This is a genomic window from Alkalihalobacillus sp. MEB130, from assembly GCF_032335535.1.
GTDB lineage: Bacteria > Bacillota > Bacilli > Bacillales > Bacillaceae_D > Halalkalibacter.
Genome location: NZ_JAOANA010000011.1, coordinates 58,197 through 83,036, shown reverse-complemented (window position 1 = coordinate 83,036; position 24,840 = coordinate 58,197). Strand labels below are relative to the sequence as shown.

Below are 24,840 nucleotides of genomic sequence, written 5' to 3'. Positions count from 1 at the left end.
AGAAATCTTTATGCCAACATTGTTAGATCCATTTGAGTACAAAGGATTAAAATTAAAAAATAGAATCGTTATGCCACCGATGTGCCAATATTCGGTTACAGCGAAAGATGGGAAGCCAAATGATTGGCATTTCACACATTATACAAGCCGTGCCATTGGTGGAACGGGGTTAATTATTATTGAAATGACGGATGTGGAACCAGATGGTCGAATTTCTGACTTTGATTTAGGAATTTGGTCAGATGATCATATCCCAGCGTTTGAGCGTATCATTAAGGCTTGTCAAAGCTACGGTGCAAAAGTGGGAATTCAAGTAGCACATGCGGGACGTAAGGCTGAAGATGCGAAAGTTCCTGTTTCATCTACATCAGTTGCTTTCTCTGATGATTACAACGCACCTCGTGAACTGTCGACAGAAGAAGTGGAGCAAATGGTATTGAAATTTGAACAAGGATTTCAACGTGCCGTGGCAGCGGGCGTAGATACCATTGAAATCCACGGTGCACATGGCTATTTAATTCATCAGTTCCAGTCGCCATTAACAAATCAACGTGAAGATAAATACGGGCAAGATAAAAGTTTGTTCGGTCGTGAGATTATCGCGGCGGCTCGTCGTGTAATGCCAGAATCAATGCCGTTGATCATGCGTATATCTGCGAAAGAGTATGCTGAAGACGGCTACGATGTAAACTATGCCATTGATTTAGTGAAGAAGTATCAAGAAGCAGGCGTCGATATGTTCCATATATCTTCTGGCGGAGAAAGCAATAATGGACCAGAGTTTTCAGGACAAGGATATCAAGTTGATCTTGCAGCAGCTGTAAAGAGTGCGGTTGATGTGCTAGTTATCGCTGTTGGAAGAATGGAAGATGCGGCATTCAGTGATGAGGTTGTTCGTGAAGGCAAAGCAGATCTTGTTGCGGTCGGAAGAGGAATGTTACGTAGTCCATTTTGGGCAAATGAAGCATCTCTGCAGTTAGGTGGAGAAATTTTAACACCAAATGCGTTACGTGCAGGATATAGCTTCTAACGAATGTTGAGGGTATTCACCGAAATCGGTGGATACCCTTTTTCTTATTACGTTGGATTATGCTGACTTTCTTCATAGGCGATTAAGACAACATCTTTATCCGTACTTTGTTTGATTTCTTCTTCTAACGAAACGACTCGTTGTAGAAGTTCGGGACTTAGGTCTGCAGCAGTATAACGATCATAATCTAAAGGCTCTTTCGATTCCATTTATAAACCTCCTTTGCTCGTTCATAAGTAAATTTCTCTTAATAGAATTGATCTATACCTCAGGGTGTAACCTGTTATCATTTGGAAAGGTAGTTATACTCTTGCAGGTGAACGTACATGCTAAGAAAAACTTTGCAAAATTAGGTGAGGCTCATGAAGATCTTATGCCTAGATGGTGGTGGCATACGAGGAGTTTTTGAAGTTGCCATTTTAAAAGCGCTAGAAGAAGAATACAAACGACCTATCTCTCAATATTTTGATCTTATTGCTGGGACAAGCACAGGTTCCATTATTGCCACATCGGTTGTTCTTGAAAAAAAGATGTCAGATCTGTTAGATAGCTATCAAAAATTTGGGAAGAAAGTGTTTAAGCGACAAGCAAAAATTGGATTGTTTAAAAGTGTTTATAGCGATAAGGAGTTACGTACGTATTTCAAAAAGTCATTTGGAAGCAAAACGCTTGCGGATATTACGAAGCCTTTGCTCATTCCGGCTGTAGATGTAACCCACGGGAAACCGTATGTGTACCGGACAAACTACGGACACCCTGGGAGTGCCGATCTATCGATTAAATTATGGGATGCCGTTCTGTCCTCTTGTTCAGCACCTGTATATTTTCCGCCTAATAATATAAAAAACCAATATTTGTCTGTTGATGGTGGCTTATGGGCAAACAATCCGGCACTTGTATGTATTACAGAAGCAATCGATTTTTTTAAGAAAGATATAAACGAGTTAAAAATATTGTCTATCGGAACGGGAATGCAAGATATTGAATATAACATAGAACGAGATAAGTATTGGGGGATAAAAAAATGGCTTCCTTTTCGGTTCATGACCATGAAAGTTCAACCGAAATTACTAGATCTGGCATTAGACCTTTCATCTGAATCGATCTCGTATCATTGTGGAATTTTGTTAGGAGAGAAATACATGCGTTTAAATAAACAATTAGGAGACGAAATGCCGTTTGATGATGTGAAATTTGTAGATGAACTAATTGAGTTAGGAAAACAGGTGGTTGAGGAGAAGAGAGAAGAGATTTCACAGTTTTTACAGATCCAATAACTATCTAGAATTGAATTAGCATATAAATGAAGTAACTAGTTGAAAGAGGTGAGAATAGATGGTAAGCAAAGTCATTTTAAATGGCGTAAGTATTCCGGTCATAAGCTTCCAAAAAGATCAAGTAGAATCAAGGTCTGGACGACTACTTACAAAAGTGACGTTTGATTTTAAAGTGAGAAGCGGGAATGAGTATCATCAAATTACAACACTATTGTATAAAATGAATTTCGAAGTGAACGTTCCTGAAGAGGCAATTGAATTTACCGGAACGATCCATAACTATTCCACGTCGTTTACCAACTTATATGAAGAAAACAAGGTAGGACTCTTTCACCTTGAGTTGATTGAGTTAGAGGATGACGAATAAAGTAATATAAACGGAGTCATCCTCTAACTATGATTAATAGAAGTAAGGGAAGAAGAAGTGTCTTAATGTGAAAAATGGAAAATGACGACGTCTAAAACGACGGAATCTACGTGGGAATCCATATCCTCCATATCCTCCGTATCCTCCATATGGAGAACCACCAAAATAACGTTGGTCCATGTCTTGGCCTTCTGTGTCTCCAACAGGAACTAACATGTTTACTCCGTTGCGGTCTATTCCATCAATGATGCCATCATGCATTTGACCATCTGTTGTTTCAAATTGCATTAAGTGATGATGATACCTTTGACATAAATCATGAATTTGTTGTTGATAGGCAGGATCCATTTGAGCATGTGTGCCTTGATGAGCGGAAGGATCCATCGGCGTGTGTGGTTGTTGATAAGGGCTCATTTGCCCTGTTCCATGTTGGACGGGTTGACCGTGTGGCATTTGATTCATTGGGTAACTGTGCATGTGTGTTTCTCCTCCTTTTCTAAAACCAAGATATTCATCTATGGGTAAATGTGTCACATTGTTTTTCAGAATTTTTTTACGTTTTGGAAGAAAAAAATAATAAGAAGGTTGTTGAGGGAGACTCAACAACCTTCTTATTCGTTTATGGCTTTAATACGACTTTAATGCAATTATCATCATGTCCATTAAATATTTTGTAAGCTTCAGGAGCATCATCAAGAGCTACTTTGTGGGTAATAATTTCTCTTGGGTCATACTCATTGTTAACAATTTGCTCATATAACTTTGGCATGATTGGAATAACAGATGCTTGTCCCATTTTGATCGTAACGTTACGGGAGAAGAATGGACCTAATGGGAAATTGTTATAATTGCTGCCATATACGCCTGTTAGTTGTACCGTTCCTGCTTTCCGCACTGCTTTTGTCGCGATTTGAATCGGACCAAGTGTTCCACCTTGCAGCTTGAGTTTTTGCTCAATAAATTCAAGAGGAGATTTCTTTCCGTCCATACCGACACAGTCAATAACAACATCTGCACCGCCCGAAGTAATCTCTTTTAAGTGTTCGCCCATATCTGGAAATTCAGTGAAATCAAATGTCTCTACATTGTTTGTTTTTTTCGCATGGTTTAGTCGATAATCTAAGTAATCAATAGCAATGACTCGTTTTGCTCCTTTTCTCCACGCGTACTTTTGTGTCATTAAACCTACAGGACCGGCACCGAGAACGATAACCGTATCTCCTTCTTTTACTCCTGCATGTTCAACACTCCAATAAGCTGTTGGTAGTACATCGGATAAAAAGAGAAGAGATTCATCTTCGAGTTCACATGATTCTGGAATGAGAAAAGGCGTATAGTTTCCGAATGGTACTTTTAAATATTCGGCTTGCCCACCAGGATGGTTTCCGAACTTTTCTGTATACCCGAAATACCCACCTGAATCATAGTGAGGGTTGGAATTGTCACATTGACTTGTTAGATCATGTTCACAATAGATGCAATGACCACATGCTACATTAAATGGAACGACGACACGATCACCTTTTTTCACTTTGGTTACGTCAGGTCCCACTTCTTCTACGATCCCCATTGGTTCATGGCCGATGCTATATCCTTTTGGTAAAGGCATATTCCCTTGATATAAGTGCAAGTCAGAACCGCAAATAGCGGTACTAGTAATTTTCACAATTACGTCGTCTCGTTGTTCTATTTTTGCATCTTCTACGTTTGTTACGGCTACATTGTTTGGTCCTTGGTACGTAACGGCTTTCATTAACTAGACACTCCATTCCTATTTTAATTAGTCATGATTCAGTATCTCCTTAAAAAGAGGGCTAACGTCTGTAAACAATTTACATTTCTATTTTGGTGTTACGAATTCTGTTTTAGATAAGTAAAGATGGGCAACATAACATTAACAGGAAGCACAGTTAAATTGATAATGGAAAATAAGGGGGACCTTATTCATGAAAATTACACCTGAACAGCGAGTGACGCTGCATGAGTTTAACAACTTAACAAAGTCATTAAGCTTCAATATGTATGATGTTTGTTATACAAAAACAAAAGAAGAGCGCGAAGCATACATTGAATATATTGATGAGCAATATAATGCAGACCGATTAACCAAGATATTAGAAAATGTAACAGACATCATTGGTGCTCATGTGTTAAATGTAGCGAAACAAGATTTTGTTCCTCAAGGAGCAAGTGTTACGTTATTAGTATCAGAAGGGCCTGTAGTAGAAGTACCCACTGAATCGTACGATGAGTCGCCAGGTCCATTGCCGGAGTCTGTTGTTTTATCACTCGATAAATCACATATTACCGTTCATACCTATCCTGAATATCATCCGGTAGAAGGCATTAGCACATTTCGGGCAGATATTGATGTATCAACATGCGGGGAAATTTCACCATTAAAAGCATTAAATTATTTAATACACTCTTTTGAGACAGATATTATGACGATGGATTATCGCGTACGTGGATTTACACGTGATATTCAAGGGCAAAAGTTATTTATTGATCATGAAATCAACTCCATTCAAAACTACATACCAGATGAAGTAAAAAAAATGTATGATATGATTGATGTCAACATCTATCAAGAAAACATCTTTCATACAAAATGTAAACTGAAGGAATTTGATTTAGATAATTATTTGTTTGGAACAACAAAGGTGGACCTTCATCCTGGAGAAGCCGAAGAGATTACAGCTAAGCTGACAACAGAAATGGATGAAATTTTTTATGGGAAAAACATTCATTAAGAAAGAGGGGTGTTTCACTGTTTAGTTGGTGAAACACCTCATTTTTTATTTCTTCTTTTGATTTGTCTTTAAATCATCCCCGAAATATTCATCACGTACGTTTTTGGGGATGTGATTATCGGTAGTGGCATACGAACCGCCTCTATATTTTGTACTTTCGTTATTCAACTGATCTTTTTTATCCATGTGTCAGCCTCCTTTCTTTATATATTTTGCAACGGATATGCTTTTAACAAAGGTAATTACTACTATGAAAGGTTTCTTAAATGGAGGGAACGATAAAAGTAGAAACGGAGATGAAGCAAAGATGGCAAGAAGAAAAAGATTGCTTGTCCCTGAAGCAACGCAAGCCGTCAATAAATTCAAGAAACAAGTTATGGCGAAAGAAGGCTTTCACACGACAGACCCAGAAAATGTGAAATATGAAGTAGCAAAAGATCTAGATGTTCCACTGAAAAAAGGATACAACGGCCACCTTACTTCCAAGCAAGCAGGCGAGGTTGGCGGTAAAATTGGTGGAAGTATGGTGAAAGAAATGATCCGAATGGCGCAGCAGAATTTTAATAAATAAGTCGTTTCTGTAAAGGAGGCTTTTTCATGGAGGATAAAAGAGGTGTTTGTGACGAGCCAGTTGAGCACTTGTTGCAAGAACATGAGCATGAGTTCGCCGAAGAACTTTCTGACGGTGGAGAGCGAAACGAGATAGCAGAAGAGCAGCAGGCGGAACCGTTGAGACGGAAGCGAATTCGAACTGGATGATAGTTAGTATGAATAATAAGATGAAAGGAGGTACATTTGGTATCTCCTTTTTTGGTTTTGGGTGAACTAACAATTACGATCACCGTAAATCCTCAAACGTTTCATTAATAACATTCACTTGCTCTGAAAAATAAGGAAAAGCCAAATATAGAAAAAAAATGAACAGAAGAGCGTAAAGTGGTCCGTACCAATAAAAAGGCATATGAAATCGATAGCGGCTTTTAATTAATCCAGGCAGTCCGGCTACTAATAAAGAAATCCCCAAAATACTTACTTTCCAGTAATGAAGTAACTCGGTTATATCATATTCAAGTAAGGCCATGTCTAGTTCATTATCTGAATGTACTTCAACAGCAATACTTTCTTCGTGAATGATTCCTCTTTTGATAGTCACTTCTTCTTGATCTAATGGATTCCCAGAAAATTCAAAACCTCCAGGATGAAATCCAAACAAGTAAGAAAACAGATGAAATGAGAAAGTAACGAAGGAAAAAAGCAATAATAGTTTATTTCTCAGTTTTTGTGTTTCTGTTTGTTTGTTTTTCAATCATCACCCTCCATAACTCAGTAAAATTATCCATTTAATACTAACATATCATTCCAGTTCAACTCTACGGATACAATGAGAAAAAGAACAGTCAATAGTGACTGTTCTTTTGCAAATATTAACGGTGGTTGTGTTGGTTCGGTAATAGGTCAGGACCTTGTGGCGAACTTGGTGGAGAAGTAGCTGAAAGCACTCCAGCTAAAACAACAACAATCGTTATGACAATAAGCTCGAGTCGTACTGTCCATATCAACTGTTTGATGGATTTTTTCTTATCTGAAAATCTTACAGCTTTTTTTAATTTTGGAAACCAAATGAAACGATGAAAAGCAGCAATGATGACAATGATGAAACTAAGTAGAATCTTCCATAATAGAATATCTCCATATGAACTCGACGTTAAACCTTCCCAAGACCCTACATAACTAAAACTCATAATTAGTCCAGTAAAACTAATGATAACAAACATTATCAATGCGATAACAGAAAAATAGGTTAATAGATCATGTAGATAATGCAACTTCTGTATCGATTCACCCAAGAAAAAAGAGTAAAGGACCAATCCGACAAGACCTCCTACCCAAACAGCAGTTCCTAGTAAATGAAAAAATTGAGTGAAAACCATACCGTATACAAATGCATGACTAGAGAGAGGGAACGTAAGAAGAAATAGAGACATCATGGTGAATGATAACGACCTATTTGAAAAACGACTAACAGTTAGAATGAACATACCAATGATCAGAGGACGGATCCAAGCGACCATTCCTATAATAGTCGTAAATGCTAACAGTCCCATCATTGACCAAAGTTCGTCATTTATCATTGACCCATTTGTTAGAAATTCAGCTCGCACATACAACTGCAAGAAACCAGTCAAACAAAATAAAAGGAAGACAACGAAGTACATTTTCATTTCTTTTTTCTTCGTAAACGGTTCGCGTAGCAATAACGGGGTTCTCTCATCTATAATCCAGCGGAGAAAAAAGTAGCCGCCGATAAAAACGATCATGGCAAACGATTCAATCATTCTAAGCAATGTAAGGGTATCTATAGTTCCCGAAAAAGAAAAGGACAGAACAAATACATGAACAAAATCAAACATAAAAGCAATCACCACCTAGTTGAAGCAAACGATTTCTAAGATCTAATCGAAAAACAGAGCATGACCATTAAACTGATTACAAGAAACTCGGTAAAACCAATTAATAAAAGACTATGTTGCGCCATGTCTCCAATCATAGGTGCCATAATGCCAGCCATTACTCCACTTGTGACGCCCATAATAACCGTTTGATATTCGACCAATCCTCCAAAAATAATCCCTATTACGATACCAATAATGGTCGTAATAATTGTGATTTCTGTGAAATAGAAAGGAAAATGATAGATGAGAATTAAGCCTGAGGCAATGGAGATAATCCCCGTTGGTGTCATAGCAACATTCATCCCTAAATGATAGCCAATTAATTTTCTATATTTGAATAAATAACCATAAGCGATTGCAGCAACGATGAAATTCGCGTAAAAAAGCAGCCATAAGATTGATGCAGTCACATAAATCCCTCCCAAATCACTATATGCACCTGCCCTAAATTGGTTTGTGATGAGCCCTGTTTTTTAAAAATTTATACCCATAATAGGTGGACAGTCATATGTTGAGGTAAGGAAAGGAGGGAGGAGAATGGTATGAAAAGGTCGGACATGAGGCTAGATGAATATACAAACTTACTATGGCAGCAAAGAAAAAAGGAGACGATCAACGAAAGCGCTGAAAATCTCGTTAGTTTAAAAAATGGGAAGGGGCTTACATCACCATCGAGTGAGTTACCGACAGAAGAATTAAAAATGCTTCAACAATATATGCATCGCTCCAATCTCATTAATATGGGAAAGGCTTTGCCAGAAGGGAAAAAAGCACTTGTCTTGCGGAAATTCTTCAAGCATAAAAGAAATCAACAAGTGGAGGTGTTTGTCAACACTGACAAAGAGCCGATTCACTTTTTAGGAAAAGTTAATACAATTGGTCGAGATTTTGTCACCCTCATTACGTTGAAAGATCGAATTTGGATCCCGTTTGCTAACATTGAATCTGCTAAAGTGCCGTATGGGTTGCCGGAAGTTTCATCTACTCATCAGCACTTTGCGTACGATGAAAAATTACGCACAAAGTTAATTACACGATTCAGTGAAACCGTTGCAAACAAAGATGTATTGATTCAACAGTTCTTTGAAGAATCCCTGCAAACGAATTTACAAACATGGAAAAATACTCGCGTTCAAGTTACTACGAATGACAGAGAAATCATTGGAAAAATCATCGAATCAAAAGATGGCAAGATTTTACTCAAATGTGGGAAGGATCAGCGAGCTATATCGATTAATGACATTATTTTGGTAAAAACAGTCAGACTATTCAATTTTCTATCTCTGCTTGGAAAGCAAAATCGACAAGTTGCAGATGAATAAAAATCTTTAAATATGCGGAGGCATGAAACATGGGTAAAAAGAAAGATAGAAAAAAACAGAACAAAGATCAGGTGAAACGTGATCTCCCTCCTTTGTCTGAGTTAATAAGTCAATCAGAAACTGGTTTAATTAGAGATTTAATCGATGAGGATGTTTTGGTTGTCCTTGAGTCTCACCAATTAAACATATTAGGGCAAACATTCCGTCCCATTTTCACGGGTAGGATCATAGAAGTAACATTAGGCCATCTTACGTTAGAAAATGTAATTATCAAAATGCCGAATGCCCCTTTCTTTGAATTTCCTACTCCATTAAGCTTTCCAATTGAAAAAGTAGTTGGGATTACATTGTTTGACCCAGACACGATTATTCCACTAACGTAATTTTAAGTTTGAAGGAGAGGTATCTATGTTAAATCATGATGAACGAACTCAAGCTTTGGCTGAGCATTTTAAAGAATTTATAGGAAACCGAGTATTTATTCTTGTACCACAATTTCCTTTTATGTATATCGGAATCATACTCGATGTCATTGAAGATCAAATTTTACTGGATGTAGAACGGACACACATCGAACAATTGGAAAATCGAATTTGGGAAGTTCACATCGACACCATTCATACATTTTTCATTGAAAGAGATGGTGGTCCTACGATTCCGGTATTTTAATATGAGAGGAGAAGGAACATGTTAAGAAGGTATCACGTGGTTGCTATCCCTATTCGGATTGTGTATAACAATTTTGGCGACCATGACCCCGATGGACGAATGTATGTTTTAAAAGAAAACGAAGAATTGGTTAGAGACCTTGTACGAAAAAACCCCTTTACCCCAGTCGACTTAGTTGAACCACTCACCATCCGAGCTAATGTAGGCGATGAGGTTGAAATTTTATTTGAAAACCAATTAAAGACGCCTTCCTCTATGCATTTCCAAGAAGCTAACTATGATGTGTTAACTTCTGATGGTGCCAACGTTGGTTTCAACCCTGATACAACCGTCCAGCCTGGTGGAGAGATTTTATATTGCATAAGAGTAAGCAAAGAAGGAATTCATTATTTTTCTGATGTGGCAAATCCGATTGACGGAGAAGATCTAGGAACCAATGTTCATGGCTTATTTGGAGCACTTTTTGTTCAAAGAAGGGGATCGACTTGGACCGATCCCGTAACAGGAGGGCCAATCAATAGTGGGGCTGTTGCCGATATTCACCATCCCATTTTGCCTTCGTTTAGAGAATTTGGTTACTTTTTTAATGATGAGCCAGAAAATGATGATTTAACAGGCAATGAACGGATAAATCCTATGACAGATCAACCAGCTGAATCCGTTCATGCGATCAATTATCGTTCTGAACCATTGGCCAATCGAATTCGCTTAATTGAAGAGGGAGTTGTTGCACCTGATGCAGATGGTGAAGAGGTCCATCATGATTCTTGGGTGTTTGGAGATCCAGCAACACCCACCTTCAGAGGCTATGTTGGGGATCCAGTCAAAATCCGACTGGTACATGGTGGAGTGAAAGAAACTCATGTGTTCCACTATCATGTTCATCAGTGGTTATTTGATCCAGAAGATGTTGATTCCTTTACGAAAGACTCTCAAGCTATAAGCCCACAAAACCATTATACTATTGAACCACTTTACGGGTTAGGTAGTTTACACGGTGCAATCGGAGACGTCATTATTCATTGTCATTTATATCCGCACTTTGAAGACGGTATGTTTAATATCAATCGTATATTTAATACGTTACAAGACGGTTCACAGTGTTATCCAAACGGAGTTCCGATTAAGCCGTTACAACCACTTCCAGATCGGCCTTGTCCGCCAGAACCAACACTTGAAAAGCCTGGGTTCCCTAATTTTATACCTGGTAAAGTTGGCTGTAAGGCACCTAGACCACCTCTTGGAATTGTAGGTGGTAGAGAAATGACGGAGCTAGAAGAGAATGCAGCTGTTCCAAATGCAAGACCTGGAGCCGTATTTGTAGATACTTGTATTGGTAATCCTGTAGTAAAAGAGTTTAATGTTTCATTAATTGAACTTCCGATTACCTATAATAAACAAGGATGGCATGATCCTAAAGGGAGAATGTATATATTAGATGAGGATTTAGATGATGTGTTATCAGGAAGAAAAGAGCCTGAACCGCTTGTTTTGCAAGCTGAAGCAGGATCATGTATTCGAATAAATTTTACAAATCGCTTGCCTAATATACTTGATGGAGATGCATTCCAATTAGTTACTCGTATATATGAATCTTCCATGCACGTTCATTTTGTTAAATTTGATGTACTTGTATCAGATGGAGGGAACGTAGGGTGGAACTATGACAGTAGTGTTCTTCCCGGAGAAACAATCCGATATGAATGGTATGCCGATGTAGAACTAAAAGCAACCTTCTTTCACGATCATCTTTTTGCGTCTTCACAGCAACAACATGGGGTTTTTGGTTCTATAAACCTACTCCCTAGATTTTCTTGTGTGTTTGATTCTTGCACAGGAGAAGAGGTCGATCATGGTACACAAGTAACGGTTACGAATCCAATTATTCCTGATTATCGTGATTACACCTTATTCATCCACGATTTTGCCTTATTATTCGATAAAGACAAGTGCCCTATTGAACCACCGCCATTTCCTGGTTCTCAAGATGACCCGGGAGTGTTTGGGGTGAATTACAAAAATGAGCCATTGCAATTTAGGTTAGATAAAGATTGCGACCCTGCCTACTCATTCAGTTCAACTGTTCATGGTGATCCAATTACACCGCTGTTACAAGCGTACGAAGGAGATCCGATTCGTTTTCGAATTTTACAAGGAGCGCATGAGGAGAGTCATAGTTTTAATGTTCATGGGCTGAAGTGGAACGAAGCACGGAGGGATGTTGATTCGAACGAAACAAATCAAGAGCATCTTGGAATCTCAGAATCCTTTACTTTTGAAACTTTTATCCCGCGTTCAGGAGATTATTTATGGGCTTTTGAAGATGTGGAGGATCTTTGGATTGGAACATGGGGAATTCTCCGGGCCTTTGCTGAAGAAGTGGACTTTTTAATCCCACTTCCTGATCGCCCTCTTCCACCACCAAGAGTGACACCATTGCCAGAAGTAACAGGTTGTCCGCCTGAAAAAGCAATAGATGATGGCTGCGTATGTCCCGAATGCTCTACGATCCGAAGTTATGATGTAGTTGCGTTTCAAACATGTATTCAATATAACGAGTATGGAGACCATGACCCGCATGCGATCATCTTTGCCTTAGCAGAAGATGTGGATGATATCATTTCTGGGAAAAAGAACCCAGAACCACTAGTCATTAGAGCGAACGTAGACGATTGTGTTGAAATCAATCTATTAAACAAATTAGATCCAGATTTATTTCATGTAGAAGATGGTGTTCATAGATACCCTGATGTAAAAGTACCGGCATTTTATCCACCTTCACCAAGGATATCATTGCATCCACAGTTACTAGAGTTTGATGTGAAGACATCAAGTGGGGAAACCGTTGGGTTTAATCCTGATCAAACCGTTGGACCTGGTGAATGTATTACGTACCGTTGGTTTGTAGATAAACAATATGGGATATGCAACTTGTGGGATATGGCTGACATTCGTAATCATCGTCATCATGGGGCATTCGGTGCGTTTATTGCTGAGCCAAGAGGTTCTGTTTATCTGGATCCTTGCACACTAGAACCCGTTAAATCAGGAACAAGTGTTGTCATTCGTAATCCACTACTTCCTGATTTCAGAGAATTTGTTTTACTCATGCACGATGGGGTGAGGTTACTTGATAAAAATGGGCAATTAATCGTTGATCCGCCAGATGGTCTTATAGAGGAAACGGATGAAGAAGAATTTGATACGTATGACCAAGGATCACGTGGATTCAACTACCGAACGGAGCGGCTCATTAATCGATATACAGAGCGTTTTATTATTAATGACTGGGCAAGTTCAATCACATTTCGAGATCCAGCAACTCCAGTATTTGAAGCTTACGCTGGTGAACCAACAATCGTACGTTTAGCTGTACCGGCCGAACGAAGAAGGTCTCATACGTTCCATCTTCATGGACATTATTGGAGAAGAGATCGTGAGGATGTCGATTCAGCTTTCAGATCAACAGAAGGTCAAAATATTATCGGACACAAATTAGATGCCCGTCTAGCCTATGGTGCTGGTGGATTATATGGTTTTCCAGGTGACTATATGTATCGATCCGGAAATATTAGATGGGATATTGAGCTTGGGATGTGGGGAATTATGCGCGTGCACAGAAAGTTGCAGCCGCATCTGCCACCGATTATTGAGTTGCCGTGTTCTGATACGGAGGTGGATTAATTGAGTCACGAACATGATTGTCACGAATTTCGTTGTCCGCCATTCGTACCAGCTGACGCGCCTGATGATTTTTGTATACCAGAAGAGTGTTGTCCGAAACAAATTCCAACACCAAAATTTCCATCACCGACGTCTTGTTTGCCTGAAGATGTGTTAGAAGACTTAGAGGAAAGAATACGAGCGGCCAATCAGCTTTTATTGAATCTCGCATTATCTAGGAGAGATAGAGGTGCAGGAGGAGCTGATGTCAGAGAAGAGGAAAGACTACGAGATGCATTTGAAGGGTTGTTAGGTCAATGTATTCGAGTTCAAGTGACAAAAGAAAACCGAAGAAGAAAGTTGTTTGTAACAGGGCATCTTTGTTTTGTAGGGAGAGATTTTGTTTTATTAAAAGATGAGAAAGATAAGATCCTCATCCCATTAAAAAATGTTTGTTCGATCAAACATCCAAAGAAATTCATGGAACCTATACACAGGCAGGAGTTAATCGGGATTGATCCTTGTTTGCGGCGTGCTATAACATTAGACTTTGGGGCAACCGTGGCAAGATCACCTGAATTAATTCAGCTATTCTTTGGACTTGATCTGAAAACGTTCCTATGTTTTTTAGATTCAAAAAAGAGAATTCTTGTAAAGACAAAGAATAAAAGTATAGTCGGAAGTTTTATGGATATTGACGATCATCGGTTAGTAATTTGTAAAGGAAATAAGGAGAATCGAATTAAACGTGACGATATTGGTTTGATTCGAATAAGTTTAGGGGAAAAAAGAAGACGTGTTCGTCGACGTCGAACTAGATAGGATAAGAATCCTTTGGACAGAATTGAAATGATAACCATTTCAGCTGTCTGAAGGATTTTTTGATTTAATAAGTGTTAAAGAATGGTGTATCGTGGGATTTCATTAACATGATTTAAATGAATAGAAGAAGTGTGTTTCTATTAGAAACACACTTCTAGAGGCCAATCATATTAAGGTAATAGACTAACAATGTTTTTTATCATCATCCAACTTAAAGAACTTAATTTCATCTAATGGCACAATCATAAAGTTTCTCTTATGATGATCTCTGCATTTACAGTCATGTTTTTTGCGACCTTTACATTTACAGTCTCTATGACGTTTTTTATCGTCATCTAGCTTTTCTACTTCAACAAAGTCACGTCCAACATGACAAATGATGGCTTTAAATTCTCTACAATCGTCTCCACACTCTACTTTAAATTTGACGACACAGCCAACAAGCTGACGAAGTCTAAACGCTAGACCACCGTCTAGGCCTCTTAAACGTACGTTGAATCTGTCATCGCAAAGATGGTGTCTTGTTAAGCAGTGATGATCTCTGTGCCTAAAGTCAAAGTGGTGTCTGTCTCGATGGTCGAATCGTCTGTGGCAATCACAGGAACTGTGGGAGTGATGATGTCTTCTATGGCAATCACAGCTGTGAGAATGATGATGTCTTCTGCGACAATCACATAAGCTGCGGCAGTCATGACGTCTGTGGAAGTCATGGTGATGGTGTCTAAAATGACGGAAATCAAAACCGCAGTGACATCTTGAAAAACCATCGTGGCGAACTCGACCGCAAGAATGACATTCAAAGCTATGGCTCATTGATTTTTCACCTCTTTCATTTGGTCTACTATATTTTATGTGGAAAGAGGTTAGCCGAAAGGTACAAGCAACTAAGGGAACGTAAACATCAATCCATTTTTGCAGCCTATTTTATTTTTGGATTACAAGAGCCCATTCTTGTGTAGAGATACACTGAGAAGGCAAATTACCCATATACTAATCATAATAAAAAAAGGAGAGTCAATATGGCGATGAAAACCTATTTAAAAGAAATTTCAAAGTCTCTACCAAAGATTTTTAATGAGATCAATCATAGTCATCAAAGTATGTACTATTCTCGAGCAAATCCAGTGTCAAAAAAAGAGGATGAACTTGTAAAACAATTGGAGAAGAAGTTACTCGACCTGCTAGGTTCGGATGAAGATGAAAATGAAAGTGAATGTCACACACTACTTTTGCAGAAGTTCAAAGAAGAGAGTAATGAGAATAAAGAAATGAGAAAAAAGCGAGATAAGGAACAGTTGTATGAAAGTCCTTTTGTACAGTTATTTCAATCATTACCAGCAAACTTTCCAGTGAATGAAGTCCTATTAAATGGCATAGTCGTTGAAGTGACAAGGTTCATCAATGTAAGTGCCGAATCAGATATTGCTCATTTTTCAACTGAGGACAATATGAAATCTTTTGATATTAATAAAATTGATGGCATTCACTGGGGGAGAGAAGACATAACAGATTAATAACCTAGTGTAGAAATAATAAAAGGGAAGACAGTAGTTGCCTTCCCTAAAAAAATGTCCAATTATTCAGGTGCAACGTCTTCGCCAAATGCGATACCAGTGATCTTATCAACATCGATTACAATCACTTGCCCGTCTTCATCGATAAAGTAAGCAAGGCAATCGCATAAATTAGAGAAGAAGCTTACTGGAATAAATTGTCCTTTAACGAATACGCCTCCAACTGGATAGTTAGGTGGAAGTTTTTTAAGGATATTCTCAACTCCACAATCCTTATCCTTCTTATCTCTCTTATCTAAGAGGTCTTTTAATAGATCCTCTAGCCCTAAATTTTTATTTAGTGACATTTTAAATTTCCCCTTTCTAATTTTTTCCTCTACTTTTGTAGAGCTAGTATACTATATGACGAAATGAGCAGAATGCATGGACTAGTATACTGAATTTAGCGAAAGAGGCTCTTGTTTATTGCAATTTAATTCTTTCAGCTTGTACACCATAATCAGGGTCAAACCCTTTTACAAAAGATGAACAGAAAATAGAGGCAAGAATCATACCTCTATTTTACGTTTCAACAATCACAACCGCGATCCGCTTCCCCGAATGTAATAGCGTTTATTTTCTCTACATCTACAACAAGAACTTGCCCATCTTCATCTATAAAATAAGCAAGACAGTCGCAAACATTGGAAAAAAAGGCCGTAGGTACGAACATTCCTTTTACGTAAATGCCACCAACAGGATAGTTCGGGGGCAGACTTTTTAGCAAATCTTCAAATTCGTTTTTACAGCTTGAGTGGTCCGCCATGGTTCCTCTCCTCCCTGAAAAAGGATTTCCACTTGTTTCTATACTCTATGCTACTTCCCAAGGGTTGTATGGACTACTGTAACGAAAAACATATTTTTCTCATGACACTTGTCACTCGTTCTTAAGCGTTGTGACCATAGGGAACTGATTCTGAATGTTCATGAATAAATTTCCTTTATTAATTAAAAATAACAATGCATTAATTGAATGAAGGAGATGAACGAATGAAACAGAAGTGGTTGAAATGGTTACTAATTGTGTCATTATTAGTAGGAATTCAAGTGGCAGGTATGATCATTGTTGATGCAAACGAGGAATCCAATACGGGAGAGGTTGAGGCAAAATGGTGGTGGAACAAAGATAAAGATCGTAACAATCCAGAAGATCCCGAAGAATTGCCTCAACCTGAAGGCGGACCTGAATTCACTGAGCGAGTTCGGCAACCTGTTTCCAATATTATTTTGCAACAACGCTATCCAGAAACCGTCGTATTGCGTGGGGCAGAAGGCGATAACCGAGTAGCTCTTACCTTTGATGATGGACCAGATCCTAGGTTTACCCCTACAGTACTTGATGTACTAGCCGAGTATAATGTCCCAGCTACGTTTTTTGTCATGGGGGCACGAGCAGAAGTGTATCCAGACATAGTTAGACGAATGATAAACGAAGGGCATATTGTTGGCAATCATACTAGATGGCATCCAAATCTTGTGCTAGAGGGAGATATTGAAACATTAGAGAGAGAAGTCATGGCAACAGAAGATATCCTTCAAGACATCGTGGGATACAGAACAAGCTTGTTCCGACCGCCATATGGATTTTTATTTGATGAATTAGTAGAGCGTTTAGCGGAATTGAATTATACGGTTGTCGGATGGGACGTGGACTCATTAGATTGGCGTGAATTAGGAGCCGAGGATACAGCGTACAATGTGTTAAGTAACACAAGGCCCGGATCCATTATTTTGATGCACGATGGTGGGGACTGGGAATCCGACCGCACAAGTACGATTGAGGCCCTAGATCTAATTATTCCAGCGTTACAAGCTCAAGGGATTGAATTTGTGACAGTTCCAGAGTTGTTGGGAATTCCTTATCAAAAGTAATCGTGAATGGAAACAGCTCGGTACCTAGCCGAGCTGTTTTTTCTATAGATCTATAAATAAAAACAAAGTAAAACTGAAAAGCAATGTTATACATGACGCAACAAACAAAGGGCTAACGGTATAAATAAACTTCTCATTTTCTGGGAACATAGCTACCAATGGTAAAAAAAGATGCGTACGCTTCTTGAGGAGCAGAATAACCACCTCTGCCATACGTAAAAAAACAAGAAAGCGCCCCTACGGTGAAAGCAACATTAGCTAATTGATACTCAAAGAAATAAGAATGCAAAAAACAAACAAACATAGGATCGTTAAATAGATGAACATATGTGTCCAATACTTTTTCAAAGGCTTTCCCTCCTTTGTAAAGTTGTCCTTCCTTTATGTTAGCATCAAACTCAAGGTGTTGATTTTCTAAATATTGACACCGCTCCTTTCCTTCATTCGTATTCATCCGTGCAGTATAATAGATTGTATGAAATTATTATACTAGGAGTAGATTCAGATGATGAATACGAACATAGATTTCTACACAGAGATGAAAAAAAATCATCTGACCACGGATTTAACTGAAACTGAATTGAAAACGATCCGTAAATTTTCTGAGCTCGTACAGTTTGAGCAAGGTGAATCTATTGTGAACGAGGGAGATCTTGATCCGTTTTTGTACTTGATTCAAAGTGGGGCGGTTGGTCTATATAAGAAAGGAAGCCAAGAAGGAAGCAACCTCGTTTCCGTTCAAAAAGAAGGAGACGTATTTGGAGATCGCGCGCTTTTTGATCCAAGTGGGCGGCAACAGCATTCTGTCATATCGCAAGAGATCACATCAGTTATAAAAATTAATATTGGGATGCTTTTTTCCGCTAATCAGTATAAGGACCTTCAAGTCAAATTATTAAGTAGAGTAGTATCTCAGTTTTCTACTGAACTCGATAGGAAGAACGAAGAAATCATCCATACAAAGACGGAGCAGAAGAAGTCGTATCATGCATTAGGGTTGTTAACAACAAATTTGTTAACGATGTTATCTATTTATACGCTTCTGTTAATTTCACTTACTAAATTTGTTGAAGGTATGGGCGTCTCTACGTACGTAGATATTACATTAATTGTCGGCTTTGCTCTTGTCATGTTTATTCTTATGAAAAAGAGTGGCTATCCTTTTGAATCCTTTGGTGTAACAATGAAAAATTGGAAGCAGCATGGCAAAGAAGCTGTCATATTCACATTGCCTGTATTATTGTTTTTTCTTATAGTAAAATGGGGGTTAATAACGTTTATCCCTGCCTTTTCACACATTCCTTTATTTAATCTAGAAGCAACGTTTGAAGAGGTTGGCTTTACGTATACGATGCTTGTCTTCTCTGTTCTCATTTACATCGTATTTTCAGTTGTCCAAGAATTCATTGCAAGAGCAGGTTTGCAGTCTGCATTGTATCGGTTCCTACCTAATAGTAAAAGAAAGATGTTGGTTTCCATTGTTTTATCCAATTTGTTATTTGCCATGGCGCATTCGCATATTAGTTTCTGGTTTGCGTTATCAGCGTTTTTACCGGGTCTCTATTGGGGATGGATGTTTGCTCGCCAACGTTCGATTGTGGGAGTGTCGATCTCCCATATGATGATTGGGATCTGGGTTATTTTCATCTTAGGATTTACCGAATTTTTATTCTGATTTTTAGGAAGGACAAGCCTCATTTAGAGGTTTGTTCTTTTTTACTTCAAGAATGATTTAACAATAAATTGAGATACTAACACAATCGAAATTTTTACTTAGGGTGTTGGTGTTGATGTTTAAAAAAATCCTATTTGTGATCGTGATTCTTCTTATTGTTTCAGTGGTTCCATACACGGTGTATGGTTTATATAAGCCACTTCCTGACGGCGTATCATACGAAGGGGACATTCATCATGTATCGAATGTTGAGTTTATCGCTGACTTAAGCTACGAAAAAGACGGGGAACGTGTTCGAGACCATCAAATTTTTGATAAAGTTATTGAAATGGTTGAAGAAGCAGAAGAGTTTATCGTGTTTGACATGTTTCTATTTAATGATAAATACGATGAAGACAAGGATTACCCTGAGATTACAGATCGTATTACAAAAGCACTCATCAAGAAAAAAGAAGAGTCTCCTGAACTGGAAATTACTTTTATCACAGATGAAATTAATACAACATATCGATCCCATCCATCTAAACATTTACGAGCATTAGAAGAAAACGATGTGGACGTGATTCTAACGAATTTAACTCCACTGCGAGATGCCAATCCGATTTACTCTGGTTTTTGGCGTGCTTTCCTAAGTGTATTTGGACGTGAAGGAGAAGGGTGGATTGAGAATCCATTTAGTGAAAATGCGCCGAAAGTGACAGTAGGGTCGTATCTTAAAATGCTCAATTTAAAAGGGAACCACCGGAAAGTGATGACAACTGATAAAAGAGCCATGATTACGTCAGCAAATCCTCATGATGCCAGTGGGTATAATTCGAATATTGCCTTTGTGGTGGAAGGGAATATCATTGAGGATATTTTGCAATCTGAACAAGCTGTGGCGAATTTTTCTGGAGGGAAACAACTCCCACACTATCAGGACTCAAGTAGTGAAAGTGGTGACATAAACATTCAGCTGCTAACAGAGGGAAAGACACGCGAGCACCTTCTTAAGGAGATCAACCAAACCGATTCTGGCGACAGGATTTATATCGGGATGTTTAACTTGGCTGATAGCGGTGTTGTTAAACAACTGGTTGCAGCGGCGGAAAGAGGTGTTGATGTTCGAATGATTTTGGATCCAAATGAGACGTTTTTTGGCAATGAGAATATTGGGATTCCGAATCGACCAGTAGCTTATGACTTAGAAGAATACGGGAACGGCAATCTTCATGTAAAATGGTATAACACGGAAGACGAACAGTATCATTCTAAAATTATTTTAATTGAAAGAGATGAGATGAGTACGATTATCGGAGGCTCAGCCAATTTCACAAGAAGAAATTTAGATGATTTTAATTTAGATACTTCGTTAAAAGTAGAGGCACATAATAAGACCGAGATTGTTAAAGAAGTGAGTCATTACTTTCAGAAGCTCTGGAACAACGATGAGGCGATTTACACTGTTTCGGTGGATGAATATTTAGAAGACTTCTCCGAATACAAAAAATATTTATTCCGTCTACAAAAAAAGACAGGATTAACGACATTTTAATTGTAAAATATGTGGACAAGTGGGTGGCTATAAGATGGCCACCTTATTTATGTTAAGAAAAATTTATTGAATTGAATTTACGGCATTGACTTCAATTTTTGATGGACATGCTGTAAAATAGTTTATATGAGATATTATGACCTAGTCATAATTTAAAGTTAGGGTGATGAAATGAATCGTGTTGGTATCATCGGAATTGGTGCGTATGTTCCAGAAAACATTGTAACAAATCGTGATTTAGAAAAACGTGTAGATACAAATGATGAGTGGATTAGGGCAAGAACGGGAATTGAAGAACGGCGAATAGCCAGTGATGATATCGATACGTCTCATATGGCAATTAAGGCGGCAAAAGAAGCAATACGTGATGCTGGAATTGAGGCGGAAGATATTGACCTTATTTTAGTTGCCACTGCTACACCGGATTATTCGTTTCCATCGGTTGCTTGTTTAGTACAAGGAGCATTGGAACTTCAACATGCAGCAGCAATGGATGTAGGCGCTGCATGCTCAGGCTTTGTTTATGGTGTGGTTACAGGGCAACAGTTTGTTCAAAGTGGTACATATAAACATGTATTAGTAATAGGAAGTGAGAAGTTTTCTAAAATTGTTGACTGGTCTGATCGGAATACATCTGTGTTGTTCGGAGATGGAGCAGGTGCTGTCGTACTAAGTACGGTTTCAGAGGAGAGAGGAATATTAGCTTCTGATTTAGGTGCTGACGGCCGCGGAGCTTATCACTTGTTAGTTGAGAAAGAATCTAATTTTGTTGCGATGAACGGCAGAGAAGTATTTAAATTTGCTGTAAGACAAATGCCTGAATCTAGCATGCTTGTAGTAGACAAAGCTGGATTAACAAAAGAGGATGTTCATTTTCTTGTCCCACATCAAGCCAATATGAGAATTATTGATGCAGCAAGGGAGCGCTTAGGACTTTCAAAAGAAAAAGTCTCGACTACGGTAAAAGAGCATGGAAATACGTCTGCAGCATCGATCCCACTCGCACTTTATACAGAATTACAAAATGGCAACATACAAGATGACGATGTCATTGTGATGGTAGGGTTTGGCGGAGGATTAACGTGGGGCTCGATTTGTTTAAGATGGGGAACATAATCATGTTAAAAAGGGGAGAAATCAGATGAAAAAACGCGTGGTTGTTACGGGAATAGGGGCGGTTACGCCATTAGGCAATGATTCAGTCACAACATGGGAGAATATAAAACAAGGTAAGTCAGGAATTGGTCCACTGACTCGTGTTGATTCAGATCAATTTAATGTAAAAGTTGCTGGAGAAGTAAAAGATTTTGATCCGTCTAACTTTATGGACGGAAAAGAAGCTAGAAGAATGGCTCGATTTACCCAACTAGCTATAGCAGCAAGTAAAATGGCTGTTCAAGATTCAGGACTTACAATTGGGGAAAATATAGAATCAGAACGAGTAGGCGTATGGATTGGATCTGGAATCGGTGGATTGGATGCTTTCGAAGAGCAACATAAGCGCTTCTTAGATAAAGGACCAAAACGTGTTAGTCCTTTTATTATTCCTATGCTTATTCCAGATATGGCTTCAGGAAGAGTTTCAATTGAAACTGGAGCGAAAGGAATCAATAACTGTTCAGTAACAGCCTGTGCTTCAGGAGCTAACTCGATTGGTGATGCGTTTCGTGTGATTCAAAATGGCCAAGCTGACGCCATGATTACAGGTGGAACAGAAGCGGCGATTACGGATATGACGATTGCTGGTTTTGCAAACATGACGGCGTTATCTACCAACCCGGATCCAAATACTGCGAGTCGCCCTTTTGATAAAAATCGTGATGGATTCGTCATTGCGGAAGGATCGGGAGTGCTTATTTTAGAAGAATTAGACCATGCGCTAGCTCGTCGTGCAACGATTTATGGAGAGATTATCGGATATGGAGCGACCGGAGATGCTCATCATATCACGACTCCAGCTCCAAACGGAGAAGGTGGGCAACGTGCGATGAAGTTAGCTTTATCTGATAGTGGACTTTCACCAGAACAAGTGGATTATATTAATGCTCATGGGACAAGCACGTTTTATAATGACCTATACGAAACATCTGCCATTAAAGAAGTGTTTGGTGACCATGCGTATAATCTTTCCATTAGCTCCACCAAGTCGATGACGGGTCATTTATTAGGAGCCGCTGGTGCCATTGAAGCGATTTTCTCCTTGCTATCGATGAGAGATGGACTGATTCCACCAACGATTAACTATGAAACGCCTGATGAAGAGCTAGATTTAGACTATGTTCCGAATGTCGCAAAAGAGAAAAATGTGGACGTTGTTCTGTCAAACTCTTTAGGCTTTGGTGGGCATAATGTAACGTTGGCCTTTAAAAAGTATCAATAATGAACGAAGGCGAGAGACGACCTAATCACATAGATTGGGTCGTTATTTTTGATGTAAATTCACTCTGGCTGTATAGACCTTTTAGGAATATGCAAATAGATCCCCCATAAAATGAGAAGAAGGAGACCACTGGAAAAAAAGGGGTGTGGAAAAATGGCGATTCATGTCGTGCAATCAGGTGATTCTTTATGGAGAATTTCGCAAGTATATAACGTTCCTATACAAGAATTGATGGTTATCAATGGGTTAGAATCATTCGTATTAATTCCAGGATTGGCACTATATATCCCTAGAAATGCCCTCACAAATCGACTGTATGAAGTGACACCTGGAGATACGCTCTGGTCTATTGCAAGGCAATATCGTACTACTGTCGAGACTATAGTAGCTGCTAATCCACTTATAAATATCAACAATCTTCCTATCGGGCAACGAGTATCCGTACCAACTCCATTAAAAATGAATATGAGTACATTGGGTTTTATCGTCCCTTACTCGATTCCTTTTTTCTTATCGGTGTTTGAGCAGTTTGCTGAACAATTAACTCATTTGGCTGTTGTTTCCTATTCTTTTACAGAGGAAGGTTGGGCTTATGTCGACCTTCCTGATGATCAAATTCCTGAACGAGCTCGCCAGTTGAATGTCGTTCCATTGTTAATGATTCGAAATATAACGGCTGGTGGAGTGTTCAGCGCTGAATTAGCTGGAAGAGTGTTAGAAAACCGAACCTATCGATCAAATCTAATTCAGAGTTTAATGAATTTTGTTCGACAAAAGAATTACGGTGGAATTAGTATTGATTTTGAGTTTATTCCACCGGCACGAAGGAATGATTTTGTCACCTTTCTGAATGAGTTAAAAAACGCATTAGGGGATCTAATGCTTCATGTGAATGTCCATGCAAGGACAGTTGACATTCCAACGAATCCAATTATTGGGGGCTATGATTACAGAGGAATAGCCGATGCTTCTGATATGGTGGCTATTATGACGATCGATTATGGGTATCCTGGTGGCCCACCTGAACCTGTAAGTCCCATCTGGTGGGTAGAAGAAGTCATTCGTCATGCTCTCTCTGAAATAGATCGTTCGAAATTACAGATCGCATTTCCAATGTATGGATATGATTGGATTCTAGGTACGAATGTAACAAGAGGCCATTCGTTATTAGCTGCACAAAACCTAGCGATTACTTCACAAGCTGTTATCAACTTTGACGAGAGAGCCATGTCTCCTCACTTTTTATATTGGGTCGGACCAGAGGGACATATTGTCTGGTTTGAAGATATAAGAAGCTATGATGCTAAGTATAAATTGGTAGACTTTTACGGATTAGCAGGAGTAACGTTTTGGGAAACTCGACTGCCATTTCCGCAAAATTGGGCCTATATGGACCATCATATTAATGTGCAATAAGAAATGAAACACCACTCGAACAAATGTTCAAGTGGTGTTTTCGTTCGTTGCATT

28 protein-coding genes are annotated in these 24,840 nt (G+C 38.7%); 18 read left to right on the top strand and 10 right to left on the bottom strand.

Annotated features, from left to right (window positions below; all coding sequences use genetic code 11):
* Positions 1 to 10: 10 nt before the first annotated feature.
* Positions 11 to 1,030 carry an NADH:flavin oxidoreductase/NADH oxidase gene (locus tag N0O92_RS12585; protein ID WP_315615014.1) on the top strand — a complete coding sequence of 340 codons (1,020 nt, stop codon included), beginning with the start codon at positions 11 to 13 and terminating at the stop codon, positions 1,028 to 1,030.
* Positions 1,031 to 1,077: 47 nt separating this feature from the next.
* On the opposite strand, the gene N0O92_RS12580 is transcribed toward N0O92_RS12585, so the two are convergent.
* Complete coding sequence (locus tag N0O92_RS12580; protein WP_315615013.1) at positions 1,078 to 1,239, bottom strand: hypothetical protein; 162 nt, start codon at positions 1,237 to 1,239, stop codon at positions 1,078 to 1,080.
* 153 nt (positions 1,240 to 1,392) lie between these two features.
* Here N0O92_RS12580 and N0O92_RS12575 point away from each other — a divergent pair, with 153 nt between their 5' ends.
* Entirely contained in the window at positions 1,393 to 2,307 is a 915-nt protein-coding gene (locus N0O92_RS12575) for a CBASS cGAMP-activated phospholipase (RefSeq protein ID WP_315615012.1), read from the top strand.
* Positions 2,308 to 2,365: 58 nt separating this feature from the next.
* Positions 2,366 to 2,674 carry a DUF3219 family protein gene (locus N0O92_RS12570; protein ID WP_315615011.1) on the top strand — a complete coding sequence of 103 codons (309 nt, stop codon included), beginning with the start codon at positions 2,366 to 2,368 and terminating at the stop codon, positions 2,672 to 2,674.
* Positions 2,675 to 2,707: 33 nt separating this feature from the next.
* On the opposite strand, the gene N0O92_RS12565 is transcribed toward N0O92_RS12570, so the two are convergent.
* Together N0O92_RS12565 and N0O92_RS12560 are read right to left on the bottom strand one after the other, a co-directional pair.
* Positions 2,708 to 3,151, bottom strand: a complete 444-nt coding sequence (locus N0O92_RS12565; RefSeq protein ID WP_315615010.1) for a hypothetical protein — start codon at positions 3,149 to 3,151, stop codon at positions 2,708 to 2,710.
* 142 nt (positions 3,152 to 3,293) lie between these two features.
* The gene (locus N0O92_RS12560) at positions 3,294 to 4,427 is read right to left on the bottom strand and encodes a zinc-dependent alcohol dehydrogenase (RefSeq protein ID WP_315615009.1); all 1,134 of its coding nucleotides are present in this window, start codon (positions 4,425 to 4,427) and stop codon (positions 3,294 to 3,296) included.
* A 193-nt stretch (positions 4,428 to 4,620) separates the two neighbouring features.
* Between N0O92_RS12560 and speD the strand changes: the two genes are divergently transcribed.
* Complete coding sequence (gene speD, locus N0O92_RS12555; protein WP_315615008.1) at positions 4,621 to 5,427, top strand: adenosylmethionine decarboxylase; 807 nt, start codon at positions 4,621 to 4,623, stop codon at positions 5,425 to 5,427.
* Positions 5,428 to 5,472: 45 nt separating this feature from the next.
* On the opposite strand, the gene N0O92_RS12550 is transcribed toward speD, so the two are convergent.
* A complete protein-coding gene (locus tag N0O92_RS12550) occupies positions 5,473 to 5,613 on the bottom strand; it encodes a hypothetical protein (protein ID WP_315615007.1) in 141 nt (46 codons plus the stop codon).
* A 121-nt stretch (positions 5,614 to 5,734) separates the two neighbouring features.
* Between N0O92_RS12550 and N0O92_RS12545 the strand changes: the two genes are divergently transcribed.
* Positions 5,735 to 5,998, top strand: coding sequence for an alpha/beta-type small acid-soluble spore protein (locus tag N0O92_RS12545; protein WP_315615077.1), 264 nt, complete (start codon positions 5,735 to 5,737; stop codon positions 5,996 to 5,998).
* Between the two features lie 26 nt (positions 5,999 to 6,024).
* A complete protein-coding gene (locus N0O92_RS12540) occupies positions 6,025 to 6,186 on the top strand; it encodes a hypothetical protein (protein WP_315615006.1) in 162 nt (53 codons plus the stop codon).
* A 79-nt stretch (positions 6,187 to 6,265) separates the two neighbouring features.
* Here N0O92_RS12540 and N0O92_RS12535 read toward each other — a convergent pair whose 3' ends face one another.
* From N0O92_RS12535 to N0O92_RS12525, 3 genes are all read right to left on the bottom strand, one after another.
* Entirely contained in the window at positions 6,266 to 6,733 is a 468-nt protein-coding gene (locus N0O92_RS12535) for a hypothetical protein (RefSeq protein WP_315615005.1), read from the bottom strand.
* A 118-nt stretch (positions 6,734 to 6,851) separates the two neighbouring features.
* On the bottom strand, positions 6,852 to 7,838 hold the full coding sequence (locus tag N0O92_RS12530; RefSeq protein ID WP_315615004.1) for a copper resistance D family protein: 987 nt from the start codon (positions 7,836 to 7,838) through the stop codon (positions 6,852 to 6,854).
* A gap of 35 nt (positions 7,839 to 7,873) precedes the next feature.
* Positions 7,874 to 8,290: a hypothetical protein gene (locus N0O92_RS12525; protein WP_315615003.1), complete on the bottom strand. Its 417-nt coding sequence runs from the start codon at positions 8,288 to 8,290 to the stop codon at positions 7,874 to 7,876.
* A gap of 132 nt (positions 8,291 to 8,422) precedes the next feature.
* On the opposite strand from N0O92_RS12525, the gene N0O92_RS12520 reads away from it, so the two are divergent.
* From N0O92_RS12520 to N0O92_RS12500, 5 genes are read left to right on the top strand one after another with little or no spacing between them, the layout of a single operon-like run.
* Entirely contained in the window at positions 8,423 to 9,202 is a 780-nt protein-coding gene (locus tag N0O92_RS12520) for a hypothetical protein (protein ID WP_315615002.1), read from the top strand.
* Positions 9,203 to 9,231: 29 nt separating this feature from the next.
* Positions 9,232 to 9,585 (top strand): hypothetical protein, encoded by a 354-nt coding sequence (locus N0O92_RS12515; protein ID WP_315615001.1) that lies wholly within the window; start codon positions 9,232 to 9,234, stop codon positions 9,583 to 9,585.
* Positions 9,586 to 9,610: 25 nt separating this feature from the next.
* Positions 9,611 to 9,871 (top strand): hypothetical protein, encoded by a 261-nt coding sequence (locus tag N0O92_RS12510; RefSeq protein ID WP_315615000.1) that lies wholly within the window; start codon positions 9,611 to 9,613, stop codon positions 9,869 to 9,871.
* Positions 9,872 to 9,889: 18 nt separating this feature from the next.
* Positions 9,890 to 13,555: a multicopper oxidase domain-containing protein gene (locus tag N0O92_RS12505; protein WP_315614999.1), complete on the top strand. Its 3,666-nt coding sequence runs from the start codon at positions 9,890 to 9,892 to the stop codon at positions 13,553 to 13,555.
* On the top strand, positions 13,556 to 14,356 hold the full coding sequence (locus N0O92_RS12500) for a hypothetical protein (protein ID WP_315614998.1): 801 nt from the start codon (positions 13,556 to 13,558) through the stop codon (positions 14,354 to 14,356). It abuts the gene before it with no gap.
* Between the two features lie 524 nt (positions 14,357 to 14,880).
* On the opposite strand, the gene N0O92_RS12495 is transcribed toward N0O92_RS12500, so the two are convergent.
* The gene (locus N0O92_RS12495; RefSeq protein ID WP_315614997.1) at positions 14,881 to 15,156 is read right to left on the bottom strand and encodes a hypothetical protein; all 276 of its coding nucleotides are present in this window, start codon (positions 15,154 to 15,156) and stop codon (positions 14,881 to 14,883) included.
* A gap of 219 nt (positions 15,157 to 15,375) precedes the next feature.
* Here N0O92_RS12495 and N0O92_RS12490 point away from each other — a divergent pair, with 219 nt between their 5' ends.
* On the top strand, positions 15,376 to 15,870 hold the full coding sequence (locus N0O92_RS12490; protein WP_315614996.1) for a hypothetical protein: 495 nt from the start codon (positions 15,376 to 15,378) through the stop codon (positions 15,868 to 15,870).
* 62 nt (positions 15,871 to 15,932) lie between these two features.
* On the opposite strand, the gene N0O92_RS12485 is transcribed toward N0O92_RS12490, so the two are convergent.
* Positions 15,933 to 16,217, bottom strand: coding sequence for a hypothetical protein (locus tag N0O92_RS12485; protein ID WP_315614995.1), 285 nt, complete (start codon positions 16,215 to 16,217; stop codon positions 15,933 to 15,935).
* A 221-nt stretch (positions 16,218 to 16,438) separates the two neighbouring features.
* The gene (locus N0O92_RS12480) at positions 16,439 to 16,675 is read right to left on the bottom strand and encodes a hypothetical protein (protein WP_315614994.1); all 237 of its coding nucleotides are present in this window, start codon (positions 16,673 to 16,675) and stop codon (positions 16,439 to 16,441) included.
* Between the two features lie 224 nt (positions 16,676 to 16,899).
* On the opposite strand from N0O92_RS12480, the gene N0O92_RS12475 reads away from it, so the two are divergent.
* The 6 genes from N0O92_RS12475 (at position 16,900) to N0O92_RS12450 (ending at position 24,786) form a co-directional block, all read left to right on the top strand.
* The gene (locus N0O92_RS12475) at positions 16,900 to 17,781 is read left to right on the top strand and encodes a polysaccharide deacetylase family protein (protein ID WP_315614993.1); all 882 of its coding nucleotides are present in this window, start codon (positions 16,900 to 16,902) and stop codon (positions 17,779 to 17,781) included.
* 505 nt (positions 17,782 to 18,286) lie between these two features.
* Positions 18,287 to 19,456, top strand: coding sequence for a cyclic nucleotide-binding domain-containing protein (locus tag N0O92_RS12470; protein ID WP_315614992.1), 1,170 nt, complete (start codon positions 18,287 to 18,289; stop codon positions 19,454 to 19,456).
* 115 nt (positions 19,457 to 19,571) lie between these two features.
* Positions 19,572 to 20,990 (top strand): phospholipase D family protein, encoded by a 1,419-nt coding sequence (locus tag N0O92_RS12465; RefSeq protein ID WP_315614991.1) that lies wholly within the window; start codon positions 19,572 to 19,574, stop codon positions 20,988 to 20,990.
* A gap of 171 nt (positions 20,991 to 21,161) precedes the next feature.
* A complete protein-coding gene (locus N0O92_RS12460) occupies positions 21,162 to 22,106 on the top strand; it encodes a beta-ketoacyl-ACP synthase III (RefSeq protein WP_315614990.1) in 945 nt (314 codons plus the stop codon).
* Between the two features lie 25 nt (positions 22,107 to 22,131).
* Entirely contained in the window at positions 22,132 to 23,370 is a 1,239-nt protein-coding gene (gene fabF / locus N0O92_RS12455) for a beta-ketoacyl-ACP synthase II (protein WP_315614989.1), read from the top strand.
* Between the two features lie 153 nt (positions 23,371 to 23,523).
* On the top strand, positions 23,524 to 24,786 hold the full coding sequence (locus N0O92_RS12450; protein ID WP_315614988.1) for a glycosyl hydrolase family 18 protein: 1,263 nt from the start codon (positions 23,524 to 23,526) through the stop codon (positions 24,784 to 24,786).
* The last annotated feature ends 54 nt before the right edge of the window (positions 24,787 to 24,840 follow it).

Bases quoted from the DNA above. Each gene is read 5' to 3' on its own strand.
- N0O92_RS12585 (WP_315615014.1), top strand. From the start codon at position 11: ATGCCAACATTGTTAGATCCATTTGAGTACAAAGGATTAAAATTAAAA.
- N0O92_RS12580 (WP_315615013.1), bottom strand. From the start codon at position 1,239: ATGGAATCGAAAGAGCCTTTAGATTATGATCGTTATACTGCTGCAGAC.
- N0O92_RS12575 (WP_315615012.1), top strand. From the start codon at position 1,393: ATGAAGATCTTATGCCTAGATGGTGGTGGCATACGAGGAGTTTTTGAA.
- N0O92_RS12570 (WP_315615011.1), top strand. From the start codon at position 2,366: ATGGTAAGCAAAGTCATTTTAAATGGCGTAAGTATTCCGGTCATAAGC.
- N0O92_RS12565 (WP_315615010.1), bottom strand. From the start codon at position 3,151: ATGCACAGTTACCCAATGAATCAAATGCCACACGGTCAACCCGTCCAA.
- N0O92_RS12560 (WP_315615009.1), bottom strand. From the start codon at position 4,427: ATGAAAGCCGTTACGTACCAAGGACCAAACAATGTAGCCGTAACAAAC.
- speD (WP_315615008.1), top strand. From the start codon at position 4,621: ATGAAAATTACACCTGAACAGCGAGTGACGCTGCATGAGTTTAACAAC.
- N0O92_RS12550 (WP_315615007.1), bottom strand. From the start codon at position 5,613: ATGGATAAAAAAGATCAGTTGAATAACGAAAGTACAAAATATAGAGGC.
- N0O92_RS12545 (WP_315615077.1), top strand. From the start codon at position 5,735: ATGGCAAGAAGAAAAAGATTGCTTGTCCCTGAAGCAACGCAAGCCGTC.
- N0O92_RS12540 (WP_315615006.1), top strand. From the start codon at position 6,025: ATGGAGGATAAAAGAGGTGTTTGTGACGAGCCAGTTGAGCACTTGTTG.
- N0O92_RS12530 (WP_315615004.1), bottom strand. From the start codon at position 7,838: ATGTTTGATTTTGTTCATGTATTTGTTCTGTCCTTTTCTTTTTCGGGA.
- N0O92_RS12520 (WP_315615002.1), top strand. From the start codon at position 8,423: ATGAAAAGGTCGGACATGAGGCTAGATGAATATACAAACTTACTATGG.
- N0O92_RS12515 (WP_315615001.1), top strand. From the start codon at position 9,232: ATGGGTAAAAAGAAAGATAGAAAAAAACAGAACAAAGATCAGGTGAAA.
- N0O92_RS12510 (WP_315615000.1), top strand. From the start codon at position 9,611: ATGTTAAATCATGATGAACGAACTCAAGCTTTGGCTGAGCATTTTAAA.
- N0O92_RS12505 (WP_315614999.1), top strand. From the start codon at position 9,890: ATGTTAAGAAGGTATCACGTGGTTGCTATCCCTATTCGGATTGTGTAT.
- N0O92_RS12490 (WP_315614996.1), top strand. From the start codon at position 15,376: ATGGCGATGAAAACCTATTTAAAAGAAATTTCAAAGTCTCTACCAAAG.
- N0O92_RS12485 (WP_315614995.1), bottom strand. From the start codon at position 16,217: ATGTCACTAAATAAAAATTTAGGGCTAGAGGATCTATTAAAAGACCTC.
- N0O92_RS12480 (WP_315614994.1), bottom strand. From the start codon at position 16,675: ATGGCGGACCACTCAAGCTGTAAAAACGAATTTGAAGATTTGCTAAAA.
- N0O92_RS12475 (WP_315614993.1), top strand. From the start codon at position 16,900: ATGAAACAGAAGTGGTTGAAATGGTTACTAATTGTGTCATTATTAGTA.
- N0O92_RS12470 (WP_315614992.1), top strand. From the start codon at position 18,287: ATGATGAATACGAACATAGATTTCTACACAGAGATGAAAAAAAATCAT.
- N0O92_RS12465 (WP_315614991.1), top strand. From the start codon at position 19,572: ATGTTTAAAAAAATCCTATTTGTGATCGTGATTCTTCTTATTGTTTCA.
- N0O92_RS12460 (WP_315614990.1), top strand. From the start codon at position 21,162: ATGAATCGTGTTGGTATCATCGGAATTGGTGCGTATGTTCCAGAAAAC.
- fabF (WP_315614989.1), top strand. From the start codon at position 22,132: ATGAAAAAACGCGTGGTTGTTACGGGAATAGGGGCGGTTACGCCATTA.
- N0O92_RS12450 (WP_315614988.1), top strand. From the start codon at position 23,524: ATGGCGATTCATGTCGTGCAATCAGGTGATTCTTTATGGAGAATTTCG.